The organism is Nocardiopsis flavescens, from assembly GCF_900141985.1.
Classification (GTDB): domain Bacteria; phylum Actinomycetota; class Actinomycetes; order Streptosporangiales; family Streptosporangiaceae; genus Nocardiopsis; species Nocardiopsis flavescens.
Genome location: NZ_FQZK01000001.1, coordinates 804,327 through 824,367, shown reverse-complemented (window position 1 = coordinate 824,367; position 20,041 = coordinate 804,327). Strand labels below are relative to the sequence as shown.

Below are 20,041 nucleotides of genomic sequence, written 5' to 3'. Positions count from 1 at the left end.
CCACGGTAGGCGGGCCGGGACCGGCGTGGGAGTCCCTGCCGGTACCCCCATCGACCGGGACTCCCTCGCCCGCTGCGTCCGTGGTCTCGTGGGGACCGGGGCCGGACCGGGGCCCGCCGCGCGCCGTCCCGGGCGCCCGCGGCGCGCATCCGGCCGTGCTCCGCCGCCCCGCCCGTGCCCCGTGCCCCGGGCCCCGCTCCCCGCACCCACGGAGGACCGCACATGACCGAGACCCAGCCCGGACGCCGCGTCGGACCCGCCCTCGCGCTGCTGCTGATGCTGCTGACGGTGTTCGGCCCCCTCTCCATGGACCTCTACCTGCCCGTGCTGCCGGCGCTGACCGCGGAACTCGGGGCGACGACCTCCGCAGCCCAGCTCACCCTCACCGCCTGCCTCGTGGGCCTCGCCGTCGGCCAGGTCGTCGCGGGCCCGCTCTCGGACCGGTTCGGCCGCCGCGTGCCGCTGTTCGCGGGCATCGCCGCCTACGCCGCCGCCTCGGTGCTGTGCGCGCTCAGCCCCACGGTCGAGACGCTCGTCCTGGCCCGCCTCGTGCAGGGGCTGGCGGGCGCGGTGGGCATCGTCATCGCGCAGGCCGCCGGACGCGACGTGTACGAGGGCGGCGCGCTCATCCGGTTCTACGGCAGGCTCACCGTCCTGGGCGGGCTGGCGGCCGTCGTCGGCCCGGTTGTGGGCGGGCAGCTCGCCCGCGTCACCGACTGGCGCGGCCTGTTCGTGTTCCTGGCCGCGGTGGGCGTGGTGCTGCTGGCCGTGACGGCGGCCGTGTTCCGCGAGACCCTCCCGGCGGAGCGGCGCGCCCGCGGCGGCATGCGCCGGACCGTGCGGGACTTCCGGGTGCTGCTGTCGGACCGGCTGTTCGTCGGCGCGGTGCTGATCTCCGGCCTGGCCCACGCGGCGCTCTTCGCGTACCTGTCCGGGGCGACCTACATCCTCCAGGGAGGCTACGGGCTCTCCCCGCAGGGGTACTCCGCCGCGTTCGGCGCGAACTCCGCGGGGTTCATGGTCTTCGGCTACATCGCGGGGCGCACCGCCGAGCGCGTGTCCGAGCGCGGCACCCTCGCCGCGGGCCTGGCCGTGAGCGCCGCCGGGGCGCTGGGCCTGCTGGCCACCGGCCTGTTCGCCCTGCCGCTGGCGGCGGTGGTCGCCTCGCTGTTCGCGCTCGCCTGCGGCGTGGCGCTCACGGCCCCTCCGACGACCTCGCTCGCCCTGGCCCACCACCCCGAGCGCGCGGGGACCGCGTCCTCGGTGCTGGGCCTGGCCCGCTTCGGGTTCGGCGGAGTGGCCGCCCCGGTCGTCGGCCTCGGCGGGGCGCAGGCGGTCCTCCCGCTGGGCGTCGTCACCGTCGTCTCGATCGCCCTCGCGGTGTGCGTCCAGGCCGCCCTGGTCGGCCGCGCCTCCCGCCCGCAGGCCCCCGCGGCCCCGGTGGCCGGCTGACCGGCCCCGGTGGCCGGACCGGTTCCGGATCTCGAAGTCCGTCGCACTCCCCGGCCGGGGGCTTGCGACGACCACGGGAACCCGGGGCACGCGGACCGAAGGAACGCGCAGGCCCCGGTACCCGTCACGGGTACCGGGGCCTCGCGGGTCCCGGCCGCGGGGGGTGCGGCCGGGACGCCGGCGGGGGGCTCGCGCCGCCCCGGGCTCCGGGGGCGCCGGCCGGTCCGGGGCGGTGTCCCCGGAGCGGCCGGCGCGCGGACGTGTGCGGTCAGACCGCGCAGGACGTCTGGTCGACCTCGCGCAGGAAGGTGTGGTCGCTGCTGATCTGCGCGTCGTCGGGGACCTCGGGCAGGTCCGAGAACAGCTCCGGGTTGTTCTCCTCGACGGCCAGGATGGGCGCCGGGGCGAACAGGTCGTTGATGTCGAAGTCGTACTCGATGACCTCCTGCTCCTCCAGCAGGTTCGCCACCGTGTCCAGGGCGAGGTAGTTGCAGGAGGAGAACCGCGGGTCCAGCTGCTGGATGTTGAACTCCATGGCGGCCGTGGCGGTGTCCAGGTCGGTGCCGGTCAGCCAGCGGGTGGCGGCGTCGGCGGCGTCGTCGGGGTTCTCGCGGATCCACTGGTCGGCGGTGGCGCGGGCGGTGAGGAAGGCCTCGACCAGCTCCGGGTTGTTCTCCACGTAGTCCGGGGTGGTGACGATGTACCCGATGAAGGGGATGTAGCCGCCGCCGCGGACGACCTCGTAGGAGCCCTCGACCTGGTCCTGGATGGTGATCGGCCAGGGGTCCCAGTTGACGATGGCGTCCACGCCGCCGGTCTCCAGCGCCACCGGCATGTCCGGCGGCGGGGTGTTGACCAGCTCCATGTCCTCGACGTCGATGCGCAGGTCCTTGAGCAGGCCCAGCAGGTAGAGGTGGTTGATGGTGCCGAAGCTGGTGGCGATGGTGGCGCCTTCGAGGGTGCTCAGGTCCTCGGGGTCGATCCCGGAGTCCTCGGCGGCCACGATGGCGGCGGTCTCGTCGACGCTGCGCTGGACGGAGGAGCCGGAGTAGTTGCCGATGAAGGACAGCTCGACGCCCTGCTGGGCGGCGGCCACGGCGGGGACGCCGACCTGGATGATGTCGACCTCGCCCGCCTCCAGGGCGTTGATGGCGTCCACACCGGTGGGGAACGGGTCGGCGAGGGTCACGTCCAGACCCAGGTCCTCGAAGTGGCCGAGCTCGGTGGCGAGGGGGAGCCCGAGCTGGTCGATGGCCGAGACGTAGCCGGCGGTCAGGGAGCCGCTTACCGAGTTCACGGCGGCCCCCTCCACCTCCTCGTCGACGGTGGATCCGCCGGAGCAGGCGGTCAGGGCCAGGACGAGGGCGCCGGCGGGAAGGGCGAGCGAGCGTGTTCGGAACATGACGTCTTCCGGTTCACGACCCTACGGCCACACGGTCCCGCCCCTGGAGACCCCGCCTTGTCGTAGAACGGCGCGAAGGCCGGATGAGGGAAAGGCAGGGGGTCCCATGCCGGGGGGCGGAACGGGGGAACGGTACGGGTCAAGGTTCAGAGGAGAGGGATTCACCGGGGCCGTGTGTGGCTGATACCCCGGGTGATGCCTATGAACGTACCGACCCGCGGATGCATCCGTTAATCATCGATCGAAAATGAAAGAATAAGGAAAACTAATACCTCTATGCGCCCGTGGCGGGGGGAAATCATAACGTATGAGAACTTAGATCTCGTTCGTGGTTAAGTGTACTTAATGTGCTAGTTCCTTCCGGTATGTCCGCTTCTGAGATCGCGGTGTGCACGCTCCGTACGGCCGGGGTGAACGGACGGGAGGAGTCCCAGCACAGCGCCACCCGGCGCTCCAGCCCCTCCTCCAGGACCCGGACCCGCACGTCGGAGGTGTCGGCGGTCCGGGTGGCCAGCCAGTTGGTGACCCCCACCCCCAGTCCGGACGCCGCCAGCGACACCAGGGTCTGGGGCTGGTCGGTGGCCTGCACGGGCACCAGGTTCAGGCCGCGTTCCCGGAACACCCGGTAGGCCTCGAAGTCCGCGCTGTCCGCATCCTCCAGTCGGCCGATCGAGATGATGGGGTGCGCCGCGACCTCGGTCAGGGGTACCGGATCGGGGATACGGGACAGCGGGTGGTCCAGGGCGTGCACGATGACCAGTGGTTCACGCCACAGCGGCAGGCTGCCGACGTGCTCGGGCGGCTCCGGGTGCAGGGGCCGCAGGTACAGGTCGACCTCGCCGCGCCTGTTGGCCGCGTCCAGCTCCAGGGTGGAGTGCTCGGTCAGCACCACCTTGACGTCGGGCTCGCGCTCGGCCTGGCGCCGCAGCAGCGCGGGGATGAACGCGGCGCTCACGCTCGGGTAGGAGCCCAGGTGGACCACCCCCTGGGCCCGGGTCCGCCACGGGTCCATCGAGGTCCGGGCGTCCGCCATCACCTCCAGCACCCTGCGGGCCTGGCCGGACAGGGCGCGGCCCGCGTCGGTCGCGCGGATCGGCCGCTTGCTGCGGTCGAACAGCACCACCCCCAGCTCCCGCTCCAGCGCCGCGACCTGCTGGCTGACCCGGGGCTGGGTCAGGCGCAGCCGGTCCGCGGCGGCGACGAAGCTCCCGGTGTCGATCACCGAGAGGAAGGATTTCAGGGAGTCGGGATCGAACACGGGCGACTCCCGTACGGGTTTCTGGTGGGACTGGTGGTTCTGATGCACACCAGATATATACATGCAGCTAAAGAGGCGTGAGAGGCCCGTGTTCGCGCGGCGATCGGGTATCGCGGGTCGGCAATTCCCTTTTCTTATGGTCGCGGACGCCGAATGCGGGCGGGTAATTCGGCGCCGCGCCGTCCCGCGGTGGAGCCGGCCGGGGGAGGGCTCCGCCGCGGGGTCGGGGCGCGGGGAGAGCGGTCCGGGGCAGTGCGCCGCGCCGCCCGGAGGGCGCGTGCGCGTCCTCCGGGCGGGCCCCGCCGGGGCGGCCCCGCGTCACTCCGCCAGCAGGTACCGGACCACGTCGGCGGCGGAGTAGTCGGTACCCGCCTCGCGCACGAGGTCCGCCAGGAAGCCGAGGTCCTGGCCGGCCGTCAGCAGCGGGGGCTCGACGTAGCCGTCGGCGCGGTGCTGGTGCAGCCCCACGTTGGCGGTGAGCGCGTTGCACAGGCAGCGGCGGCCCGCGGCGTCCCCGGCCGCACCGCCCTTGCGCGTGTACAGGTCGACCGGTTCGGCCGGGCAGCGGTAGCCCACCGCGCCGTTCTCCTTGAGGTAGGGGGTGCGCAGGTACCCGAGGTCGCACAGCCGGGGCCGCCGCTCGTACTCCCCGTCCTCGGACAGGGTGCCGGACAGCCGCGCGACCTTGAACGGGAAGCCGGTGGGGGAGGCCAGGGGGTCGTTGCGCACGGGCAGCGACCCCGCCGCTCCCTCGGCCAGCAGCCGTCGCCGCAGCCCGGGTTCGAGCCCCGACTCGCGGGCGAGCGCGAAGGCGGTCCCGGCCTGCACGCCCGCGGCCCCCAGGGCCCGGGCGTCCGCCACGCTCCGCCGCCCGGCCCGGCCGCCCGCGAGCCAGAAGGGCAGGCCCAGCGCGGCCACCTTGGCCGGGTCGATCCGGTCGCGCGGACCGTACACCGGCTCGCCGCCGCCGGGGGCGCGCCTGCCCCGGGGCGGCGCGCTGTGGCCTCCCGCGGTGTGCGACTCCAGCACGAACCCGTCCGGGCGGGTGGCCGGCGACCGGTGCAGGTACACAGCGAGCACCGCCGAGGAGACGATCGCCAGGAGCCGCGGGCGGATCAGGGGCGGTGCCCCGGCCCCGGCCAGCCCGCCGGGGTCGAAGGCGGCGGTGTGCCGCGCGTCCGAGCCCTCCACCGCGACGGTCAGCTCGGTGGCGGAGTGCGTGCTCAGGGCGTCGAGCACGCCCGGGATCTCGCCGGGGATGCCCGCCCCCACCAGCACGTGGTCGACCCCGGCCAGCATCGCCCCGTAGACGGCCGGCTGGGTGGCGAGCTGGATCTTCTCCATGTAGTTGACGCCCACGGGGCCGCCGTGGCCCTCCTTGGCGAGCCACACCTCGGCGAAGTTGCCCGCGGCGGTCAGCTCGTCGCGGTGCCGGTCGGGGCGCAGGCCCGGCCGGGGCACCGGCCGGAACGGCCTGCCCGGCGGTATCCCGCCGGGGACGAAGTAGCGCGCCAGGATGCGCGAGGCCGCCTCGCGGTCGGGGAAGACGGCGAGCGCTCGGCGCAGGTGGCCGCCGGTGTCGCCGAGCTGGAGGCGGCGGGCGAGCTGGGCGTCGAGGGCGACACCCGAGACCACGCCGAGCTGGCCGGCCAGCGAGACGGCGCGCGCGAGCCGCCAGCCGGACACCCCGACGCCCATGCCGCCCTGGATGACGGCCGGGGGAGCGGGGTCGGGCGTGGCGCCGCCCGGCGGGGACGCCCGCGGCACGGGGGAGGCGCTGGCGGCGTGGCCGGTGGGCATGGTGGGCACTCCTGTGCGGTGCGGGGACGCGGTTCCGGGGGGCGTGACCAGGATCGGGCAGTGCCGCCCGGCAGGCCAGGGGGCGGACGCCCCCCGGCACCGGTGCGCAAGGTCCCGCCCGGCCGGGACCCCCGGCGCCGCAGGGGTGCCCCGTCGGCGCGCCCCGGGGGCGGCCGGTCCGGAGCGCGGGGGCGGTCCCGCACCGGTGCGCGCCCGGGGGCGCGGACCCGACGGCAGGGCGGGTGAGGTGCGGGGATACCGTGAGGGGTCGGCGCCGCGGGGTGCGGGGCGCTCCGCCCCGCCGCCCGGGAGGACACGCCGACGGGCGGCCCCGGGGCCGCTTCCGAGAGCCGAGGGGGTGGACCGCCGTGCATCAGGTCAGGACCGCCGGGCGCCGTGCGCCCGCGGGCGCGGCCCCGCGCGAGGGCGCCGGCCGGGGCGCCTGGCGTCGCGAGCCCGACACCACCGTGCGGCGGGCCTCCCCGCTGCCCGGAGGTGCGGCCGTGCCCTTCGTGATCATCGCGGAGTCGCACGTGCTGGGCGCCCCCGCCGAGTGGGAGCCGCACGTGCACCCCGCCCACGAACTGGTGTGGGTGGGGCGCGGGGCGCTGACCTCCCGGGCCGGGGACCGCCTCTTCACCGTCTCGGAGGGGTGCGGGCTGTGGGTGCCCGCGGGGGAGGTGCACGCGGGGCGGCTGACGGCCGGGGCCGAGTTCCACACCGCCTTCTTCGCCCCCGAGCGCAGCCCGGTCGCCTTCGCGGGCCCGACGGCCATCGCCATGACCCCGCTCCTGGAATCGCTGCTGATCCGGCTGGCCCGCACGGACCTCGACGCCGGGGCGCGGGCGCGGGCGGAGGCCGTCGTGTTCGACGTGCTGGAGCCCGCGGAGCCGCAGCCCGCGCTGCACCTGCCCGGCGACGCCCGGGTCGACGCGGTGGTGGAGGCCCTGCTGGCGGACCCCGCCGACGCCCGCTCCCTGGACGAGTGGGCGCGGGAGCTGGGGGTGAGCGCCCGCACCGTCAGCCGCGCGTTCAGATCCGCCACCGGCCTGTCGTTCGCGCAGTGGCGACGGTCACTGCGCGTCCACCGGGCGCTGACGCTGCTCAGCGAGGGGCACGAGGTCCAGGATGCCGCGGAGCTGCTCGGATACGCCCAGACCAGCACGTTCATCGACGCTTTCCGCCGGGTGATGGGCGCGACCCCGGGCGCCTACACCGGCGCCGCGCGGGGCGCCGGTGACCGGAATCCCGTATCGGGTGTCCAGAAGTCCTGATTGCAGCCACAAAGCGGACAAATCTATCCTGAGTGAGTGAAGGCTAACCTAAGCTCCTCTTCGGGTGGCCGTGCCCCGGCACGCCCGGATCCCCTGCGCGACCTGCGCGGACGTCCCGCGCCCGCCGGGGCCGCCGCTCCGGGGGCCCGCGTGCCCGCCGCCGCGGCGCCGTCCGCGCCGGGCGTCGGCGCGCCCGCCCGACCCGGTCCCGCGTCCGCCGCTCCGGGCGGCCGTCCGCACGCGCCCTCCTCGGGGCGTGCGCGTGCCGTGGCCGCTTCTTCCCGCGGCCGCCTGTGCACGTTCCCCGGTCGCGCGTGCGTTCGGCCGGATGCCGCCGCGCACGCGCCCGCCGCCCGGGCGCACCGCCGCCCCGGACACGGCGCCCCGCGCGCCGCCGCGCCGTGACGGGCCGCGCCCTCACCGGGGACGGGCTGGTCCTGCGCTACGGCGGCACCGCGGTCGTCCACGGGGCCTCCCTGGCCCTGGAGCCCGGACGCGTCACCGCCCTGGTGGGACCCAACGGCAGCGGCAAGTCCACGCTCCTGCGCGCCCTCGCCCGGCTGCACCGTGTCGACGGCGGACAGGTGGTGCTCGGCGGCGGCGACGGGAAGCCGGGATACCCGGCCGCGCGGCTCAGCGCCCGCGCCTTCGCCCGCGAGGTCACCCTGTTCTCCCAATCCCGCCCCTCGCCCGAGGGCCTGACGGTGCGCGAGGTCGTGGCCTTCGGCCGCCACCCCCACCGGCGCGGCTTCGGCGGGCCCTCCCCGCGGGACCGCGCCGCCGTCGAGGACGCCATGGCCGCCACCGGCGTGGACGCCATGGCCGACCGGGCCGCCGGGGAGCTCTCCGGCGGCGAGATGCAGCGCGTCTGGCTCGCCGCCTGCCTGGCCCAGGACACCGGCGTCGTCCTGCTGGACGAGCCCACCAACCACCTCGACCTGCGCTACCAGGTCGAGACCCTCGACCTCATCCGCGACCTCGCCGAGGACCACGGCGCCGCCGTCGGCGTCGTGCTGCACGACCTCGACCACGCGGCCCGCGTCGCGGACACGCTGGTGCTGCTCAGCGCCGGCCGCGTCCACGCCGCGGGCGCCCCCGCCGACGTCCTCACCGCGCGCAACCTCGGCGCGGTCTACGGCATCCCGGTCGAGGTCACCCAGGACCCCCGCAGCGGACGGCTGCGCATGGACCCCGTGGGCCGCCACCCGGCGCGCACCCGGTCCGGCGCCCCCGGCCGCACGCACACACCGCGACACCAGAGCAGAGAGAACCACCCATGACCCGGCTCCGCCACCTCGCGACCGCGGCCACCGCCGCCCTCGCCCTCGCCGCCACCGGATGCGGCACCACCAGCGTCGACGAACCCGCGGAGGGCGGCGTCGCCGCGCCCGCGTCGCCGAGCTGCGAGCAGGACGACACCGCCACCTCCACCGGGCCGGTGACCCTCACCGACGGCGTCGGCCGCACGGTGGAGCTGGACGCCCCCGCCGAGCGCGTCGCGGTGCTGGAGTGGCAGCAGGTCGAGGACGCCCTCACCCTGTGCGTCACCCCCGTCGCCGTCTCCGACACCGAGGGCTACAGCACCTGGGTCAGCGCCGAGGAGCTGCCCGAGGGCGTGACCGACATCGGCAGCCGCGAGGAGCCCGACCTCGACACCCTCTACTCCACCGACCCCGACCTCATCGTCGTGGAGGCCTTCGACCCCGACGACGAGATGATCGCCCGCCTGGAGGAGCGCGGCGTGCCGGTGCTGGTCACGCTGGGCGCCGACCCGGCCGACCCCATCGGCAACATGCGCGAGGTCTTCCGGATGATCGGCGAGGCCACCGGCCGCACCGAGCGCGCCGACGCGGTCCTGGCGGAGTTCGACGCCGGGCTCGAACAGGCCCGGGAGGAGGTCGCCGCCGTCGACCTGCCCACCACGGACTTCCTCTACTTCGACGGCTGGCTCCAGGGCGGCAACCTCACCGTGCGCCCCTACGGCGAGGGCGCGCTGTTCACCGCGCTCGGCGAGGAGCTGGGGCTCACCCCGGTCTGGACGGACGAGATCAACGAGGCGTACGGCGACGGCGGCGTGAACGCCTCCTACGGCCTGGCGCAGACCGACGTCGAGGGCCTCACCGCCGTGGGGGAGGCCAACCTCTTCTACGCCAACGACGAGGGTGTGGGCGGCTACGTCGAGGAGCTGGAGAAGAACCCCATCTGGACGTCCCTCCCGGCCGTCCGCGAGGACCGGGCGCACGCCTTCCCCCCGCGGATCTGGGGCGCGGGCGGCCCGCGCTCGACCGCGCAGGCCGTCGACGCCTTCGCCGACGCCCTCACCGGGGAATGAGCGTCCTCCCCGGCACCGGTCCGGCGGGCGCACCGCCCGCCGGACCGCCCCGGCCGACCCCGCCGCCGCGCCTGGGCGTGCGCGGCGGGGCCGCCGGGGCGGCGGTGTCCGCGGCCCTGGCCGCCGCGATCCTCGCGGTGGGCCTGTGGCACCTCACCCAGGGCACGTCCGGCGTGGGCTGGTGGGACCTGGTCCGCTACGCGGCCGGCGCGCGCGAGGAGGTCGGCGGGGTCCCGGTCGGCGATGTGCTGGCGGGCTCGCGGCTGCCCCGGCTGCTGGCCGGCGTGGCCGTGGGCTTCGCCCTGGGCGCCGCCGGGGCCCTGCTCCAGTCCGTCACCCGCAACGCCCTGGCCTCGCCCGACACCCTCGCGGTGACCGCCGGCTCCTACTTCTCCCTCACCCTCGTCGCCGCCCTCGGCCTGGCCGTCCCGCTGTGGGCCTCGGGCCTGGCGGCCTTCACCGGCGGCCTGCTGGCGGCGGCGCTGGTGCTGGGGCTGGCGGGGCGCTCCGCGGGCACCGCGACCACCCGGCTCGTCCTGGCCGGGTCGGTGACGGCGATGGCCCTGGACGCGGCGACCGCCATGCTGCTCATCCTGTTCAAGGAGAACACCACCGGCCTTTTCGCCTGGGGCAGCGGCTCCCTCGCCCAGCTCGACATCAACGCCTCGCTGCGCGCCATGCCGCTCATCGCGCTCGTGCTCTGCGCGGCCCTGCTGCTGGGCCGCAGGCTCGACGTGCTGGGCCTGGGCGACGACACCGCGGCCTCGCTGGGCGTGCCGGTCGCCCGGACCCGGGTCGCGGCCGTGCTCTGCGCGGTGCTCCTGACCGGCGCCTCGGTCACCCTGGCCGGGCCGATCGCGTTCATCGGCCTGGGCGCCCCCGTCCTGGCGCGCCTGCTCGCCGGGCGGGTCCCCCCGCTGCGGCGGCACCTTTTGCTCGTGACGGTCTCCGGGCTCCTGGGCGCGCTGCTGGTGCTGTTCGCGGACGCGTCGCTGCGCGCACTGCTGGGCGCGGAGGGTGCCGCCTCGATCCCCACCGGGGTGCCGACGGCGCTGCTGGGCGGCGTCCTCATCGTGGTCTTGGCCCTGCGCCTGCGCGACGCGGGCCCGGTCCGCAGGCCCCCCGGCGCCCGGTCGGGGCCGCGCTCGCGCGGGCGCTTCCTCGCCGTCCTGCTCACCGCGTCCGCGCTGCTCGCCGGCGCGGTGCTGGCGGGCACGCTCGCTGGCGGCCTGTGGCTGCGCACCGGGGACATCGCGCTCTGGCTCCAGGGCACCGCCCCGGACCTGGTGGGCCGGGCTCTGGACGAGCGGGTGCCCCGGGTGGCAGCCGCCGTGCTGGCCGGGGCGGCGCTCGCCCTGGCCGGGGGCATCGTCCAGGGCGCCGTGCGCAACCCCCTCGCGGAGCCGGGGCTGCTGGGCATCACCGCGGGCGCCGGGCTGGGCGCGGTGGTCGTCGTGACCTCGGGCCCGGACTCCGGGCTCCCGCCGCTGCCGGTCATGGCGGTGCTCGGGGGTCTGGCCGCGTTCGCCCTGATCACGGTGCTGGCCCGGCGGGGCGGACTGCGCCCGGACCGGTTCGTGCTGATCGGTATCGGGTGCGGGTACGCCCTGAGCGCGCTCACCACGTTCCTGCTGCTGCGCGCCGACCCGTGGCAGACCCCGCGCATCTTCACGTGGCTGTCCGGGACGACCTACGGGCGCACCTTCCCCGACGTCGTGCCGGTCGCGGCGGCCCTGCTGGTCGCCGCGCCGGTGGTCATCGGCCTGGCCCGCCACCTCGACCTGCTCGCCGTCGACGAGGACACCCCGCGCGTCCTCGGGATGCGGGTGGAGCGGGTGCGGCCCGCGCTGCTGGCCGGCGCCGCGGTGCTGGCCGCCCTGGGCGTGGTCGCGGTCGGGGTCGTGGGCTTCGTCGGGCTCATCGCCCCGCACCTGGCCCGCGCGCTGGTCGGCGCCCGCAACGGGCGCGCCCTGCCGGTCGCGATGGTGCTGGGCGCGCTGCTGGTCAGCCTCGCCGACACCCTGGGCCGCGCCCTCATCGCGCCCGCGCAGCTGCCCGCCGGGCTCATGGTCGCCCTGATCGGGGCGCCCTACCTGGTCTGGCTGCTGCGCCGCTCCCGTGCCTGACCCCGTCCCGTCCGCATCGCCCGCCCCGCCCGCGGGACCGCACGCCCCGCCGGATCCGTCCGCCGAACCCGCCCGGAGGACCGCATGACCCGCCCCGCCCAGCGGACCGCGCCCGTATGACCGCGGAGCCCGCCCGTCCCGCCCATCCGCCCGCCGAACCCGCCCGGAGGACCGCATGACCGCCCGCCCCGCCGCGACCGCCCCCGTCGTCGTCCCCTTCGACCCGGAGCACCCGCCCGCCGCGCTGGACGCCCTCGCCCCCGCGGCGGTGCTGGAGCGGTGGCGGTCGGCGGACCGCTCCCACCACGGGCCGCGGATCGTGGCCGCCCCCGACGGCGCGGGGACCGGCTGGGCGGGGGCGGCGCTGGTGACGGCGCGCCCCGGGACCGCCTACGGCAAGATCGTCGACGCCGTCGGCGACGTCCCGGCGGCGGTGGACGCGGTCCTGGCCCACGCGCGCGAGCGGGGGCTCGTCCAGGTCAAGTGGGAGGGGTGGACGGTCGGAGCCGCGCAGGCCGCGGCGGCCGGGTTCGCGCCGATGGGGCCGCCGCGCGGGGACGCGCGGGACGCGCGCCACCCCGCCGCAGGCCACGTGCACTGGGTGGCCGGGGGGACGGCGGAGCCCCCGTACTACCGCCAGACCACGGACTTCTCCTGCGGCGCGGTCACCGCCCTGGTCGCCCGGGCGGCGGCCGGGGCGGTGGAGCCCGGGGCCCTGGACCGCGAGGCCGAGCTGACCCTGTGGCGCGCGGCGACCAACTTCCCCGCCTGCGAGCCCGTCGGCCTGGGCACCGCCGTGCGCCGCGCCTGGCCCGACGCCGCCGTCACCGTGCACCTGGACGGCGGGGAGCCCGTCCTGCTGGACACCTACTCCGGGGCCGAGCGCGAGTGGCGCGCCGTCCTCCAGCGCGCCTCGCGGGCGGACGCGGAGCGGGCCGGGGTGCCCGTCGACCCGCGCCGCCCGTCCCCGGCCGACCTGCGCGGCGCCGTCGGCCGCGGGGAGCACGTCCTGCTGCTGGTCTCCCTGGTGGCCATGCAGGGGTTCGACGTGCCGCACTGGGTGCTGTGCCACGGCGCCGTCCCGGGCGCCCTCGTGATCGAGGACCCCTGGACCGGCGCCGCGGCGGGGGACACCTGGGTCGACGCCCACCTGCTGCCCGTGCCCGACGCCTCCCTGGACGCCATGTGGGCGGTCGAGGGGCGGGGCCGCCGCGGCGCCGTGCGCATCGGGCGGCCCTGACCGTCCCGGCCCCGGCGGCCTCAGCCCCCGGCGGGGGCCGCCATGGCGTCGGCGAGCCAGGAGTACAGGAGGGGGTCGCTCTCCTGCTCCTCCCCGGTGCCGTTGATCCGAGCCACCAGGGCCAGGTACCGGCCCTGGGTGTCGTCGTAGACGGGGCCCTCGGAGGCGGCGTCCTCCTCCGCGATCATGCGCTCGATGTCGACGAGCCGCCGGAACCCGTCGGCCATCCGGTCGCGCACCTGCGCGGTGAGCGGCGTGCCCGACAGCCCGTTGGCGGCCTCCATGAAACGGACGACCGCCTCCTGGGCCCGGGGGGAGCGGGGCGGCTCGCCCTCCCGCCGCAGGGCCATCACCTCCTTCATGATCGCGCTGCCGCTCTCGTGGACGAACTCCTGGAAGTCCGGGGAGGCCACGGTGCGCCCGATGTCGGTGGAGTAGGTCAGGCGCAGGTAGTCCCGGACCGCGGTGCGAAACCCCGGGTCCCGCAGCAGGTCGGCCAGCTCGATCCAGGCCTTGAGCTGGTCGGCGGTGGGCTCCGCCGGCAGCACCGGGCGCATCGCCCGCAGCCGGTCCACGAACCCCTCGGGCACGTCGAGGCCCTCGCCGACGCCGTTCCAGAAGTCGTCGACGGTCTGCTCGCGCTCCTCGTCGGTCATGGAGACCAGCCGGTGCATGAGGTCGGCCTGTGCGGCGGTCCCGCCGCCCTGCTCGATCAGGGTCCGCAGCACCGCCCGGCGGGCCCGCAGGGTGTGCTCCTGCCGTTCGACGATCGCCAGGTGGGTGGTGAGCAGGTCGTGCAGGGTGGTGCCCCCTTCGAGCAGGCGGCGGATCTCGTCCAGGTCGGTGTCCAGCTCGCGCAGGGTGCGGACCAGCTCCAGCCGGGCGATGGCGCCGATGTCGTACAGCCGGTGGCCGGTGCCGTTGCGGTCCGTGGGCGTGATGATCCCGGCGTCGGCGTAGAAGCGGACGGCGCTCACGCTCAGGCCGCTGCGCCGGGCGGCGTCTCCGATGGGGTACAGCTCGTGTTCGCTCATGGGGACCACTGTCGTACCTCAAGCCGCTTGAGGCGCAAGTCCTCTGCCCGCCCGGGGAGCGGTGGCCGACCCCGACCCGCTGTACCCCGGCCCGGCGGCGGTGAGACGATGGCGGGGAGATGAGCGAGAACAGAGCGTGCCGCCCGCTGCGCGCCGGGGTGTTCACCCTGGTGTGCGCGAGCCTGTCCGCTCACGGGCACGCGCTCAGCTCCGGGCACGACGTCCCGCTCCTGGGCCTGGTGCTGGGCATGTCCCTGGTCTTCGCCATGGCCTGGGCCGCGACCGGCCGCCGCCAGGGCCCCCTGGCGCTGACCGGGTGGATGCTCTGGGGCCAGTTCGCCCTGCACGTCGCCTTCAGCTACGTCGGCTCGTTCGGGGCGCCGCACACCACGGCGCACCCCGGCCAGGTGGTGTCCGAGGCGGCGATGCCCGCGTGGACGATGATCGGGATGCACGTGGTCTCGGCGCTGGTCAGCGCCTGGTGGCTGCACCGCGGGGAGCGCTCGCTGTTCGCGTTCCTGCGCTTCATGGCGCTGGCGCTGTTCCCGCTGCTGGTGGCCCTGGGCGGCCTGCCCGCCCCGCGCGGCCCGGTCGTGCCCCGCCTGCGCGGCGCCGACGCGCCCGCCCGCATCCGCCTGCCCTACCTGCGGCACAGCCTCATCCTGCGGGGGCCTCCGGCCCCGTCCGCCGCCTGAGACACCGCGTTCGCCCCGTGCCCGGCGGGGCCGGAGCGCGGCCCTTCGCGCCGTGACCCGGTCCCCGCCGCACCGCCCGCCCGCACCCGTGCACCCGCACCGCCGTGCCGGGGGGCGCCGAACGCCGTCCAGGCCTCTTTCCCTCCCCTCCGCGGGGGCGTGCCGTCCGATCGGCCGCCCCCTCGACGAGTGCGCGCGCCCGGGCCGTACCCCGGCCCGGCGAGCGCGCGGACGGCGACAGAAAGAACGGACATGATCTCCCTCCGTGAGGCCCTCCCCGCAGACGGCGCCCCGGCATCCGAGGACCGGCCCGACCCGGGCGGGCACGGCGAACTGACCGTGCTGGCCCTGCGCGCCCGGTCCGGAACCGGCGAGGCGCTCGACTCCCTCTTCGCGCTCACCCGCGACGACGTGGCGCGGTTCATCGCCCGCCGGGTCGACCCGGCGTGGGTCGACGACCTGACCCAGGAGACCTTCTCGCGCGCCCTGCGCGGCCTGGGCCGCTACGCCGGGCGCGCCCCGGTGCGCGCCTGGCTGTTCTCCGTGGCCCGCCACACCGTGGCCGACCGCTACCGCGCCCGCAACCGCACCCCGCGCCACGACCCGGTGGACGCGTGGGCGGGGTCGGCGACCCTGGCCGAGCCCGGCAGGTTCGACGAGTACCTCGCCCTGCTGGACCTGCTGGACGCCCTCCCCGAGGACCGCAGGACGGCCTTCGTCCTCACCCAGCTCCAGGGGGTGCCCTACGCGGAGGCGGCCCTGGCCACCGGCGTGCCGATCGGCACGGTCCGCTCCCGGGTGGCACGCGGCCGCCGCGACCTGGCGCGGATGCTCCGCGAGGTCGCCTGACCCGGCCCGCGCCGGGGCCCTGCCCCGTCCCGGCCCCCGGGGCGCGGCCCGCCCCCGCCCCTTCAGACCCCCCAGACACGCCCGGCCGACCGCGGCCGGGCCACGACCCGGAGTGACGAGAACCGATGACCACCCGCCCGCGCCCCGTGCGCGCCCTCGCGGCCCTGACCGGCGCCGCCGCCCTCGCCCTGGCGGTCGGCTGCACGGCCGCCGACCCCGTCGCCGAGGCCGAGGAGTACTACCTCGACCTGTCCGACGACCCCATGGCCGCCTCCGGCATCGGGCTGACCACGGTCGAGGGAGACCCGTGGTCCTTCACCGACGCCGCCGAGGACCGGCTCACCCTGCTCTTCTTCGGCTACACCAGCTGCCCCGACGTGTGCCCCATGACCATGGCCGAGATCGACCTCGCCCTGGGGCAGGCGGAAGGGGCGGCCGATGCCTACGACGTCGTCATGGTGAGCACCGACCCGGCCCGCGACACCGACGAGCAGCTGCGCTCCTGGCTGGACCGGTTCGACCCCTCCTTCCAGGGGGTGCGCGGGGACATCGACGCCACCGTCGAGGCCGCGCGCGACTACGGCATCCCCATCGACCCGCCGCAGGAGGCCGAGGGGGAGTACCTGGTCACGCACGGCGGGCGCATCGTCGTCCTGCTGCCCGGCGGCGAGGCGGCGGGCATGTTCGACGAGGGCACCGAGGCGGAGCAGATCGCCGCCCTGCTGCCCGCGCTCGCGGACACGCTGCTGTGAGACGCCGTACCGACGCCGCGTCCGGCCCCTCCCGGCGGGGCCTGCTGGCCGCCGCCGGGGCGGCCGGGCTCACCGGCCTGGCCACCGGGGCCGCCGCCGGGCACGCCGCGGCCGGGGCCCGTGCGGAGCCCGACTCCGCGCTCGCCCCCGCCCGGGGACGGGCGGGGGCCCGGGAGGGGCTGCCCCCGGCACTGCTGGCCCCCACGCCCGCGCAGGTCCACCTCATCGCCGTGGACCTGCGCGGCGAGGAGGGGGACGGCGTGCGCGAGGCCGCCCGCCGGGTGCTGCGGACCTGGAGCCGCCAGGCCCGGGACCTGCACGGACACGGGCTGGCCGACCTGGTCGAGGGCGCCCCCAGCCGGGGGCTGCTCCCGGCCTCGCTGGGGGTGACCCTGGGGCTGGGGCCCTCCCTGCTCACCCGCGCGGGACTGGCCGACCGCAGGCCCCCGCAGCTGGAGGACCTGCCCGCGTTCGCCTCGGACCGGCTGGAACCGGAGTGGTGCGGCGGCGACCTGCTGCTGCACGTCGGCGCCGAGGACCCGCTCGTGCTGTCCTCCGCGGTGGGCCATCTGCTGGGGGCGGTCGCCGCCGACGTTCGGGTGCGCTGGTCGCTGCCGGGCTTCCAGCGCTCCGCCGCCGCGGCCCGCGATCCCGCGGCCACCCCGCGCAACCTCATGGGGCAGATCGACGGCACCGTCAACCCGCACCCCTCCGACGCCGTGTTCGGGCCCCAGGTGCTGGCCGCGCACCCCGCGGGCCCGCTGGGCTGGATGGACGGCGGCACCTACCTCGTCGTCCGCCGCATCCGGATGCTGCTCGACGACTGGTTCGCCCTGGACCCCGCCGACCGGGAGGCCGCCGTCGGGCGCCGCCTGTCCGACGGGGCTCCCCTGGGCGGCGCGGCCCCGGACGACCTCGCCGACCTGTCCGCCGCCGGGGACGACGGCGACCCGGTCATCCCCCGGGACGCCCACATCCGGCTGGCCTCGCCGGAGAACACCCTGGGCGCCCGGATGCTGCGCCGCGGGTTCTCCTACGACCTGGGCTGGGACGCCGGGGGAGAGCGCCGGGCCGGGCTGGTCTTCACCGCCTGGCAGGCCGACCCGCGCGCGGGGTTCACCCCCGTGCAGCGGGCCCTGGACGAGGGCGGGGACGCCCTCGGCCCGTTCGTCCGCCACGAGGGCAGCGCGCTGTTCGCCGTCCCGCCGGCCCGGGAGGAGGGGCCGTGGACCGCCCACGACCTGCTCGGCGGATGAGGGCCGCGCCGCCGGGAACCGGGCGCGCCCCGGGGACGACTCCCGTAGCGGGCACCCGCGCGCCCGCCCCGGTCCGCGGACACGACCGCGCCGACCGCCACCACGACCACGAGGAGACCGCGAACACCATGCCGCTCCCACGCGCCCCGCGCCACCGCGCCGCCCGCGCGGCCCCGGCCGCCGCCCTGGCCGCCGTCCTGCTGTCCGCCACCGCCTGCGGGACCGCCGCCGCCGGACCCCCGGTCGGTGCCGCTCCCGCGGAGCCCGCGCGCGGCCACGCCGCGGCCGGGGACCTGGAGGTCTCGGGGGCGTGGGTGCCCGAGCCCGCCAACCCGCGGGTGGCGGTGCTCTACCTGGAGGTGGACAACGCCTCCGCCGAGGACGCGCTGATCACGGACGTGAGCACCGACGCCTCGCCCGACGCGGACCTGTGCAGCACCGAGACCACGGAGTCGGGGGCGTCCCGGATGCGGGTGGTGGAGGAGATCCCGGTGGCGGGGGGAGGGGCGACCGCTCTGGTGGACGGCGGCTACCACATCATGCTCAACGACCTGCCCGATCCCCTGGAGGTCGGGGACGCGGTGGAGGTGGTGCTCACCTTCGACGGCGGGCGCGAGGCGGCGTTCACCGCCCCGGTGGAGCCCATGGCGGCCGGGAGCGCGCCCGCGACCGACCACGGGGGCCACCACTGAGACCCGCGGCCGTCCCCCGCCCGGACGGGGACGGCCGCGCGGGGGACCGCGCCGCTCCCGGCGGCGCGGTCCCTTCTTCGCGGGTGGGGACGCGCCGTCCCGTGCCGGTGCCCGTGCGCCTCCGTCCCGCCCGCCCGGTCGGCCGACCTGCTCGCACTGCGGCGGGGCGGGGGCGTACCTGCCCGTACCGGCACCCGCCCGCCTCCGGCCGCCTGCCCGGTCGGCCGCCCCGCCTGCTCTGCGGTGGGCGGGGAGGCGGGGCGCCTTCGCCCGGCTCCGCCGGGAACGGCGACGGTGCTTCGCCCGGCGGACGGCCGACCCGGCGCCCCCGCCCGGCGCCTCCCCGGCCCGGGGCGGGCCGGGGAGGGGGAGCCTCAGGCCGAGGCGGGGGCCCTGCCGTGTTCGTCCTCCGCGCGGGCCGCCTCCGCGTCCGCCGCCGGGGACGGCCCCGCGGGACCGGAGCGGTCCCGCCGGCGCTCCCGCCACCCCAGCAGGGCGTCCACCGCCAGGAACGCGGCCAGTGACACCCCCAGCAGCGGCACCGCCCAGCCCACCGCCGCCAGGACGGCGACCACCCCGGCCCGCCACGGCCATGCCAGGTCCCGGAAGGACCCGCGCGGGTAGGGGCGCCCCGCGCCCAGGGCGCGGCTCCGCGTCGGCCGCCGCTGCCACCACATCCGGTACCCCCACACGACCACCCCGACCAGCCCCGCGGCCACCGCGGTCAGCACGACCTGGTTGGGCACCCCGAACAGCACCCCCATGTGCGCGTCGATGCCCCAGCGGCTCAGCTTGGCCATCAGCGGGTAGTCGGAGAAGCGGACCACGTCCACCACCTCCCCGGTGTCGGCGGCCACGGCCGCCGCGTCCACGCTGGTCGGCCAGGACCGGTCCACCTGGGTCACCGTGTACGGCGCCGCCGGGTCCCCGGGGAAGGAGACTTCGACCAGCCCGTCCAGGCCCGCCTCCCGGGCGCTCGCCAGGACGGTGTCGATGCCCGCGTCCACGCCCGGCGTCGCGTTCGGCGTCTCGACCGAGACGGCGGGGGTGGTCCAGGCCAGCCGTTCCCTCAGGTCGGCGATGTTGTCCCCGGCGTACTGCGACCACGTCATGCCCGTGGCGGACAGGAACAGCAGCCCCACCAGCAGCCACAGCCCTGTCGCGCCGTGCACCGACACCGACCGGGAGCGGCCGGGGGAGGTGCCCGCCCCGGGCACCAGCAGGCGGCGGGCCGCCCCGGGCCCGCCCGCGCGCCGGCGCCGCAGCGCCGCCGACGCCCACAGGGCGGACCCGCCCAGGGCGACCGCCCACAGCCAGCTCGCCGCGAGTTCGCTGTACAGGCGGCCGGCGTCGCCCAGGTGCAGGTTCCGGTGCAGCGTGTCGACCCAGGTCCGCACCGGCAGCGCGCCGCTGGTGCCGTAGGTCTCCATCACCCCCAGCACCTCGCCGCGGTAGGGGTCGACGAAGACCGTCATCCGGTGGCTCTCCGCGGACCCGGGCAGGTCGAAGAGCACCCGCGTGGAGTCGCGCTCCCCGGTGGCCGGGCGCACCGCGTCGGGCTCGGCGCCCGGCAGCTCCGCCCGGGCGACGCGCACCTGCTCGTGCAGGGGCAGGGGCTCCCCGCCCGGTTCGACGTGCAGCTGCTCGGCGTGCACGGCCTGTTCGAGCTGGGGCGTCCACACGTACAGCAGCCCCGACAGGGCGGCCACCAGGATGAACGGCGCGACGAACACCCCGGCGTAGAAGTGCAGGCGCAGCACGAGCGGGCGCAGGGCGGTCCAGCCGCCGCGCCGTGCGGGCCGGGCGCGGTCCGGTGCGGGGGCGTCGGGTCTCGGTTCCACGTGTCGGTTCTCCTCCGGGGCGCCGGGACTCCATGCCC

General features: G+C 77.0%; 16 protein-coding genes. 11 read left to right on the top strand and 5 right to left on the bottom strand.

Annotated elements, in window-relative coordinates; all coding sequences use genetic code 11:
• Window positions 1-222: 222 nt before the first annotated feature.
• Window positions 223-1,452, top strand: coding sequence for a multidrug effflux MFS transporter (locus tag BUE45_RS03740; RefSeq protein ID WP_073374869.1), 1,230 nt, complete (start codon window positions 223-225; stop codon window positions 1,450-1,452).
• Window positions 1,453-1,720: 268 nt separating this feature from the next.
• On the opposite strand, the gene BUE45_RS03735 is transcribed toward BUE45_RS03740, so the two are convergent.
• The 3 genes from BUE45_RS03735 to BUE45_RS03725 form a co-directional block, all read right to left on the bottom strand.
• The gene (locus BUE45_RS03735) at window positions 1,721-2,854 is read right to left on the bottom strand and encodes an ABC transporter substrate-binding protein (protein ID WP_073374867.1); all 1,134 of its coding nucleotides are present in this window, start codon (window positions 2,852-2,854) and stop codon (window positions 1,721-1,723) included.
• 298 nt (window positions 2,855-3,152) lie between these two features.
• Window positions 3,153-4,160: a LysR family transcriptional regulator gene (locus BUE45_RS03730; RefSeq protein WP_245832753.1), complete on the bottom strand. Its 1,008-nt coding sequence runs from the start codon at window positions 4,158-4,160 to the stop codon at window positions 3,153-3,155.
• A gap of 270 nt (window positions 4,161-4,430) precedes the next feature.
• Window positions 4,431-5,912, bottom strand: a complete 1,482-nt coding sequence (locus BUE45_RS03725; protein WP_084736841.1) for a nitronate monooxygenase — start codon at window positions 5,910-5,912, stop codon at window positions 4,431-4,433.
• A 368-nt stretch (window positions 5,913-6,280) separates the two neighbouring features.
• Here BUE45_RS03725 and BUE45_RS03720 point away from each other — a divergent pair, with 368 nt between their 5' ends.
• The 5 genes from BUE45_RS03720 to BUE45_RS03700 all read left to right on the top strand — a co-directional run bounded on the left by BUE45_RS03720 (window position 6,281) and on the right by BUE45_RS03700 (window position 12,884).
• Window positions 6,281-7,186 (top strand): helix-turn-helix transcriptional regulator, encoded by a 906-nt coding sequence (locus BUE45_RS03720; RefSeq protein WP_245832751.1) that lies wholly within the window; start codon window positions 6,281-6,283, stop codon window positions 7,184-7,186.
• Window positions 7,187-7,587: 401 nt separating this feature from the next.
• Window positions 7,588-8,466: an ABC transporter ATP-binding protein gene (locus BUE45_RS03715; RefSeq protein ID WP_073374863.1), complete on the top strand. Its 879-nt coding sequence runs from the start codon at window positions 7,588-7,590 to the stop codon at window positions 8,464-8,466.
• Window positions 8,463-9,518 carry an iron-siderophore ABC transporter substrate-binding protein gene (locus tag BUE45_RS03710; protein WP_073374861.1) on the top strand — a complete coding sequence of 352 codons (1,056 nt, stop codon included), beginning with the start codon at window positions 8,463-8,465 and terminating at the stop codon, window positions 9,516-9,518. The genes BUE45_RS03715 and BUE45_RS03710 overlap by 4 nt, the downstream gene beginning before the upstream one ends.
• Entirely contained in the window at window positions 9,515-11,644 is a 2,130-nt protein-coding gene (locus BUE45_RS03705; RefSeq protein ID WP_084736839.1) for an iron ABC transporter permease, read from the top strand. The genes BUE45_RS03710 and BUE45_RS03705 overlap by 4 nt, the downstream gene beginning before the upstream one ends.
• A gap of 175 nt (window positions 11,645-11,819) precedes the next feature.
• Window positions 11,820-12,884: a peptidase C39 family protein gene (locus tag BUE45_RS03700; protein WP_073374859.1), complete on the top strand. Its 1,065-nt coding sequence runs from the start codon at window positions 11,820-11,822 to the stop codon at window positions 12,882-12,884.
• 20 nt (window positions 12,885-12,904) lie between these two features.
• On the opposite strand, the gene BUE45_RS03695 is transcribed toward BUE45_RS03700, so the two are convergent.
• Window positions 12,905-13,918 (bottom strand): helix-turn-helix domain-containing protein, encoded by a 1,014-nt coding sequence (locus BUE45_RS03695; protein WP_073374857.1) that lies wholly within the window; start codon window positions 13,916-13,918, stop codon window positions 12,905-12,907.
• Between the two features lie 119 nt (window positions 13,919-14,037).
• On the opposite strand from BUE45_RS03695, the gene BUE45_RS03690 reads away from it, so the two are divergent.
• The 5 genes from BUE45_RS03690 to BUE45_RS03670 all read left to right on the top strand — a co-directional run bounded on the left by BUE45_RS03690 (window position 14,038) and on the right by BUE45_RS03670 (window position 18,162).
• Complete coding sequence (locus BUE45_RS03690) at window positions 14,038-14,613, top strand: hypothetical protein (protein ID WP_073374855.1); 576 nt, start codon at window positions 14,038-14,040, stop codon at window positions 14,611-14,613.
• A gap of 252 nt (window positions 14,614-14,865) precedes the next feature.
• On the top strand, window positions 14,866-15,462 hold the full coding sequence (locus BUE45_RS03685; RefSeq protein ID WP_084736837.1) for an RNA polymerase sigma factor: 597 nt from the start codon (window positions 14,866-14,868) through the stop codon (window positions 15,460-15,462).
• 125 nt (window positions 15,463-15,587) lie between these two features.
• Window positions 15,588-16,214 (top strand): SCO family protein, encoded by a 627-nt coding sequence (locus BUE45_RS03680; protein WP_073374852.1) that lies wholly within the window; start codon window positions 15,588-15,590, stop codon window positions 16,212-16,214.
• The gene (locus tag BUE45_RS03675) at window positions 16,211-17,470 is read left to right on the top strand and encodes a Dyp-type peroxidase (RefSeq protein ID WP_073374849.1); all 1,260 of its coding nucleotides are present in this window, start codon (window positions 16,211-16,213) and stop codon (window positions 17,468-17,470) included. The genes BUE45_RS03680 and BUE45_RS03675 overlap by 4 nt, the downstream gene beginning before the upstream one ends.
• A 128-nt stretch (window positions 17,471-17,598) precedes the next feature.
• A complete protein-coding gene (locus tag BUE45_RS03670; RefSeq protein ID WP_073375399.1) occupies window positions 17,599-18,162 on the top strand; it encodes a copper chaperone PCu(A)C in 564 nt (187 codons plus the stop codon).
• 374 nt (window positions 18,163-18,536) lie between these two features.
• Here BUE45_RS03670 and BUE45_RS03665 read toward each other — a convergent pair whose 3' ends face one another.
• Window positions 18,537-20,003 carry a PepSY-associated TM helix domain-containing protein gene (locus BUE45_RS03665; protein ID WP_073374847.1) on the bottom strand — a complete coding sequence of 489 codons (1,467 nt, stop codon included), beginning with the start codon at window positions 20,001-20,003 and terminating at the stop codon, window positions 18,537-18,539.
• Between the last annotated feature and the right edge of the window lie 38 nt (window positions 20,004-20,041).

What these genes read in the sequence shown, in the direction of transcription:
- BUE45_RS03740 (WP_073374869.1), top strand. Translation starts at nt 223, where the DNA reads ATGACCGAGACCCAGCCCGGACGCCGCGTCGGACCCGCCCTCGCGCTG.
- BUE45_RS03735 (WP_073374867.1), bottom strand. Translation starts at nt 2,854, where the DNA reads ATGTTCCGAACACGCTCGCTCGCCCTTCCCGCCGGCGCCCTCGTCCTG.
- BUE45_RS03725 (WP_084736841.1), bottom strand. Translation starts at nt 5,912, where the DNA reads ATGCCCACCGGCCACGCCGCCAGCGCCTCCCCCGTGCCGCGGGCGTCC.
- BUE45_RS03710 (WP_073374861.1), top strand. Translation starts at nt 8,463, where the DNA reads ATGACCCGGCTCCGCCACCTCGCGACCGCGGCCACCGCCGCCCTCGCC.
- BUE45_RS03705 (WP_084736839.1), top strand. Translation starts at nt 9,515, where the DNA reads ATGAGCGTCCTCCCCGGCACCGGTCCGGCGGGCGCACCGCCCGCCGGA.
- BUE45_RS03700 (WP_073374859.1), top strand. Translation starts at nt 11,820, where the DNA reads ATGACCGCCCGCCCCGCCGCGACCGCCCCCGTCGTCGTCCCCTTCGAC.
- BUE45_RS03695 (WP_073374857.1), bottom strand. Translation starts at nt 13,918, where the DNA reads ATGAGCGAACACGAGCTGTACCCCATCGGAGACGCCGCCCGGCGCAGC.
- BUE45_RS03690 (WP_073374855.1), top strand. Translation starts at nt 14,038, where the DNA reads ATGAGCGAGAACAGAGCGTGCCGCCCGCTGCGCGCCGGGGTGTTCACC.
- BUE45_RS03685 (WP_084736837.1), top strand. Translation starts at nt 14,866, where the DNA reads ATGATCTCCCTCCGTGAGGCCCTCCCCGCAGACGGCGCCCCGGCATCC.
- BUE45_RS03680 (WP_073374852.1), top strand. Translation starts at nt 15,588, where the DNA reads ATGACCACCCGCCCGCGCCCCGTGCGCGCCCTCGCGGCCCTGACCGGC.
- BUE45_RS03670 (WP_073375399.1), top strand. Translation starts at nt 17,599, where the DNA reads ATGCCGCTCCCACGCGCCCCGCGCCACCGCGCCGCCCGCGCGGCCCCG.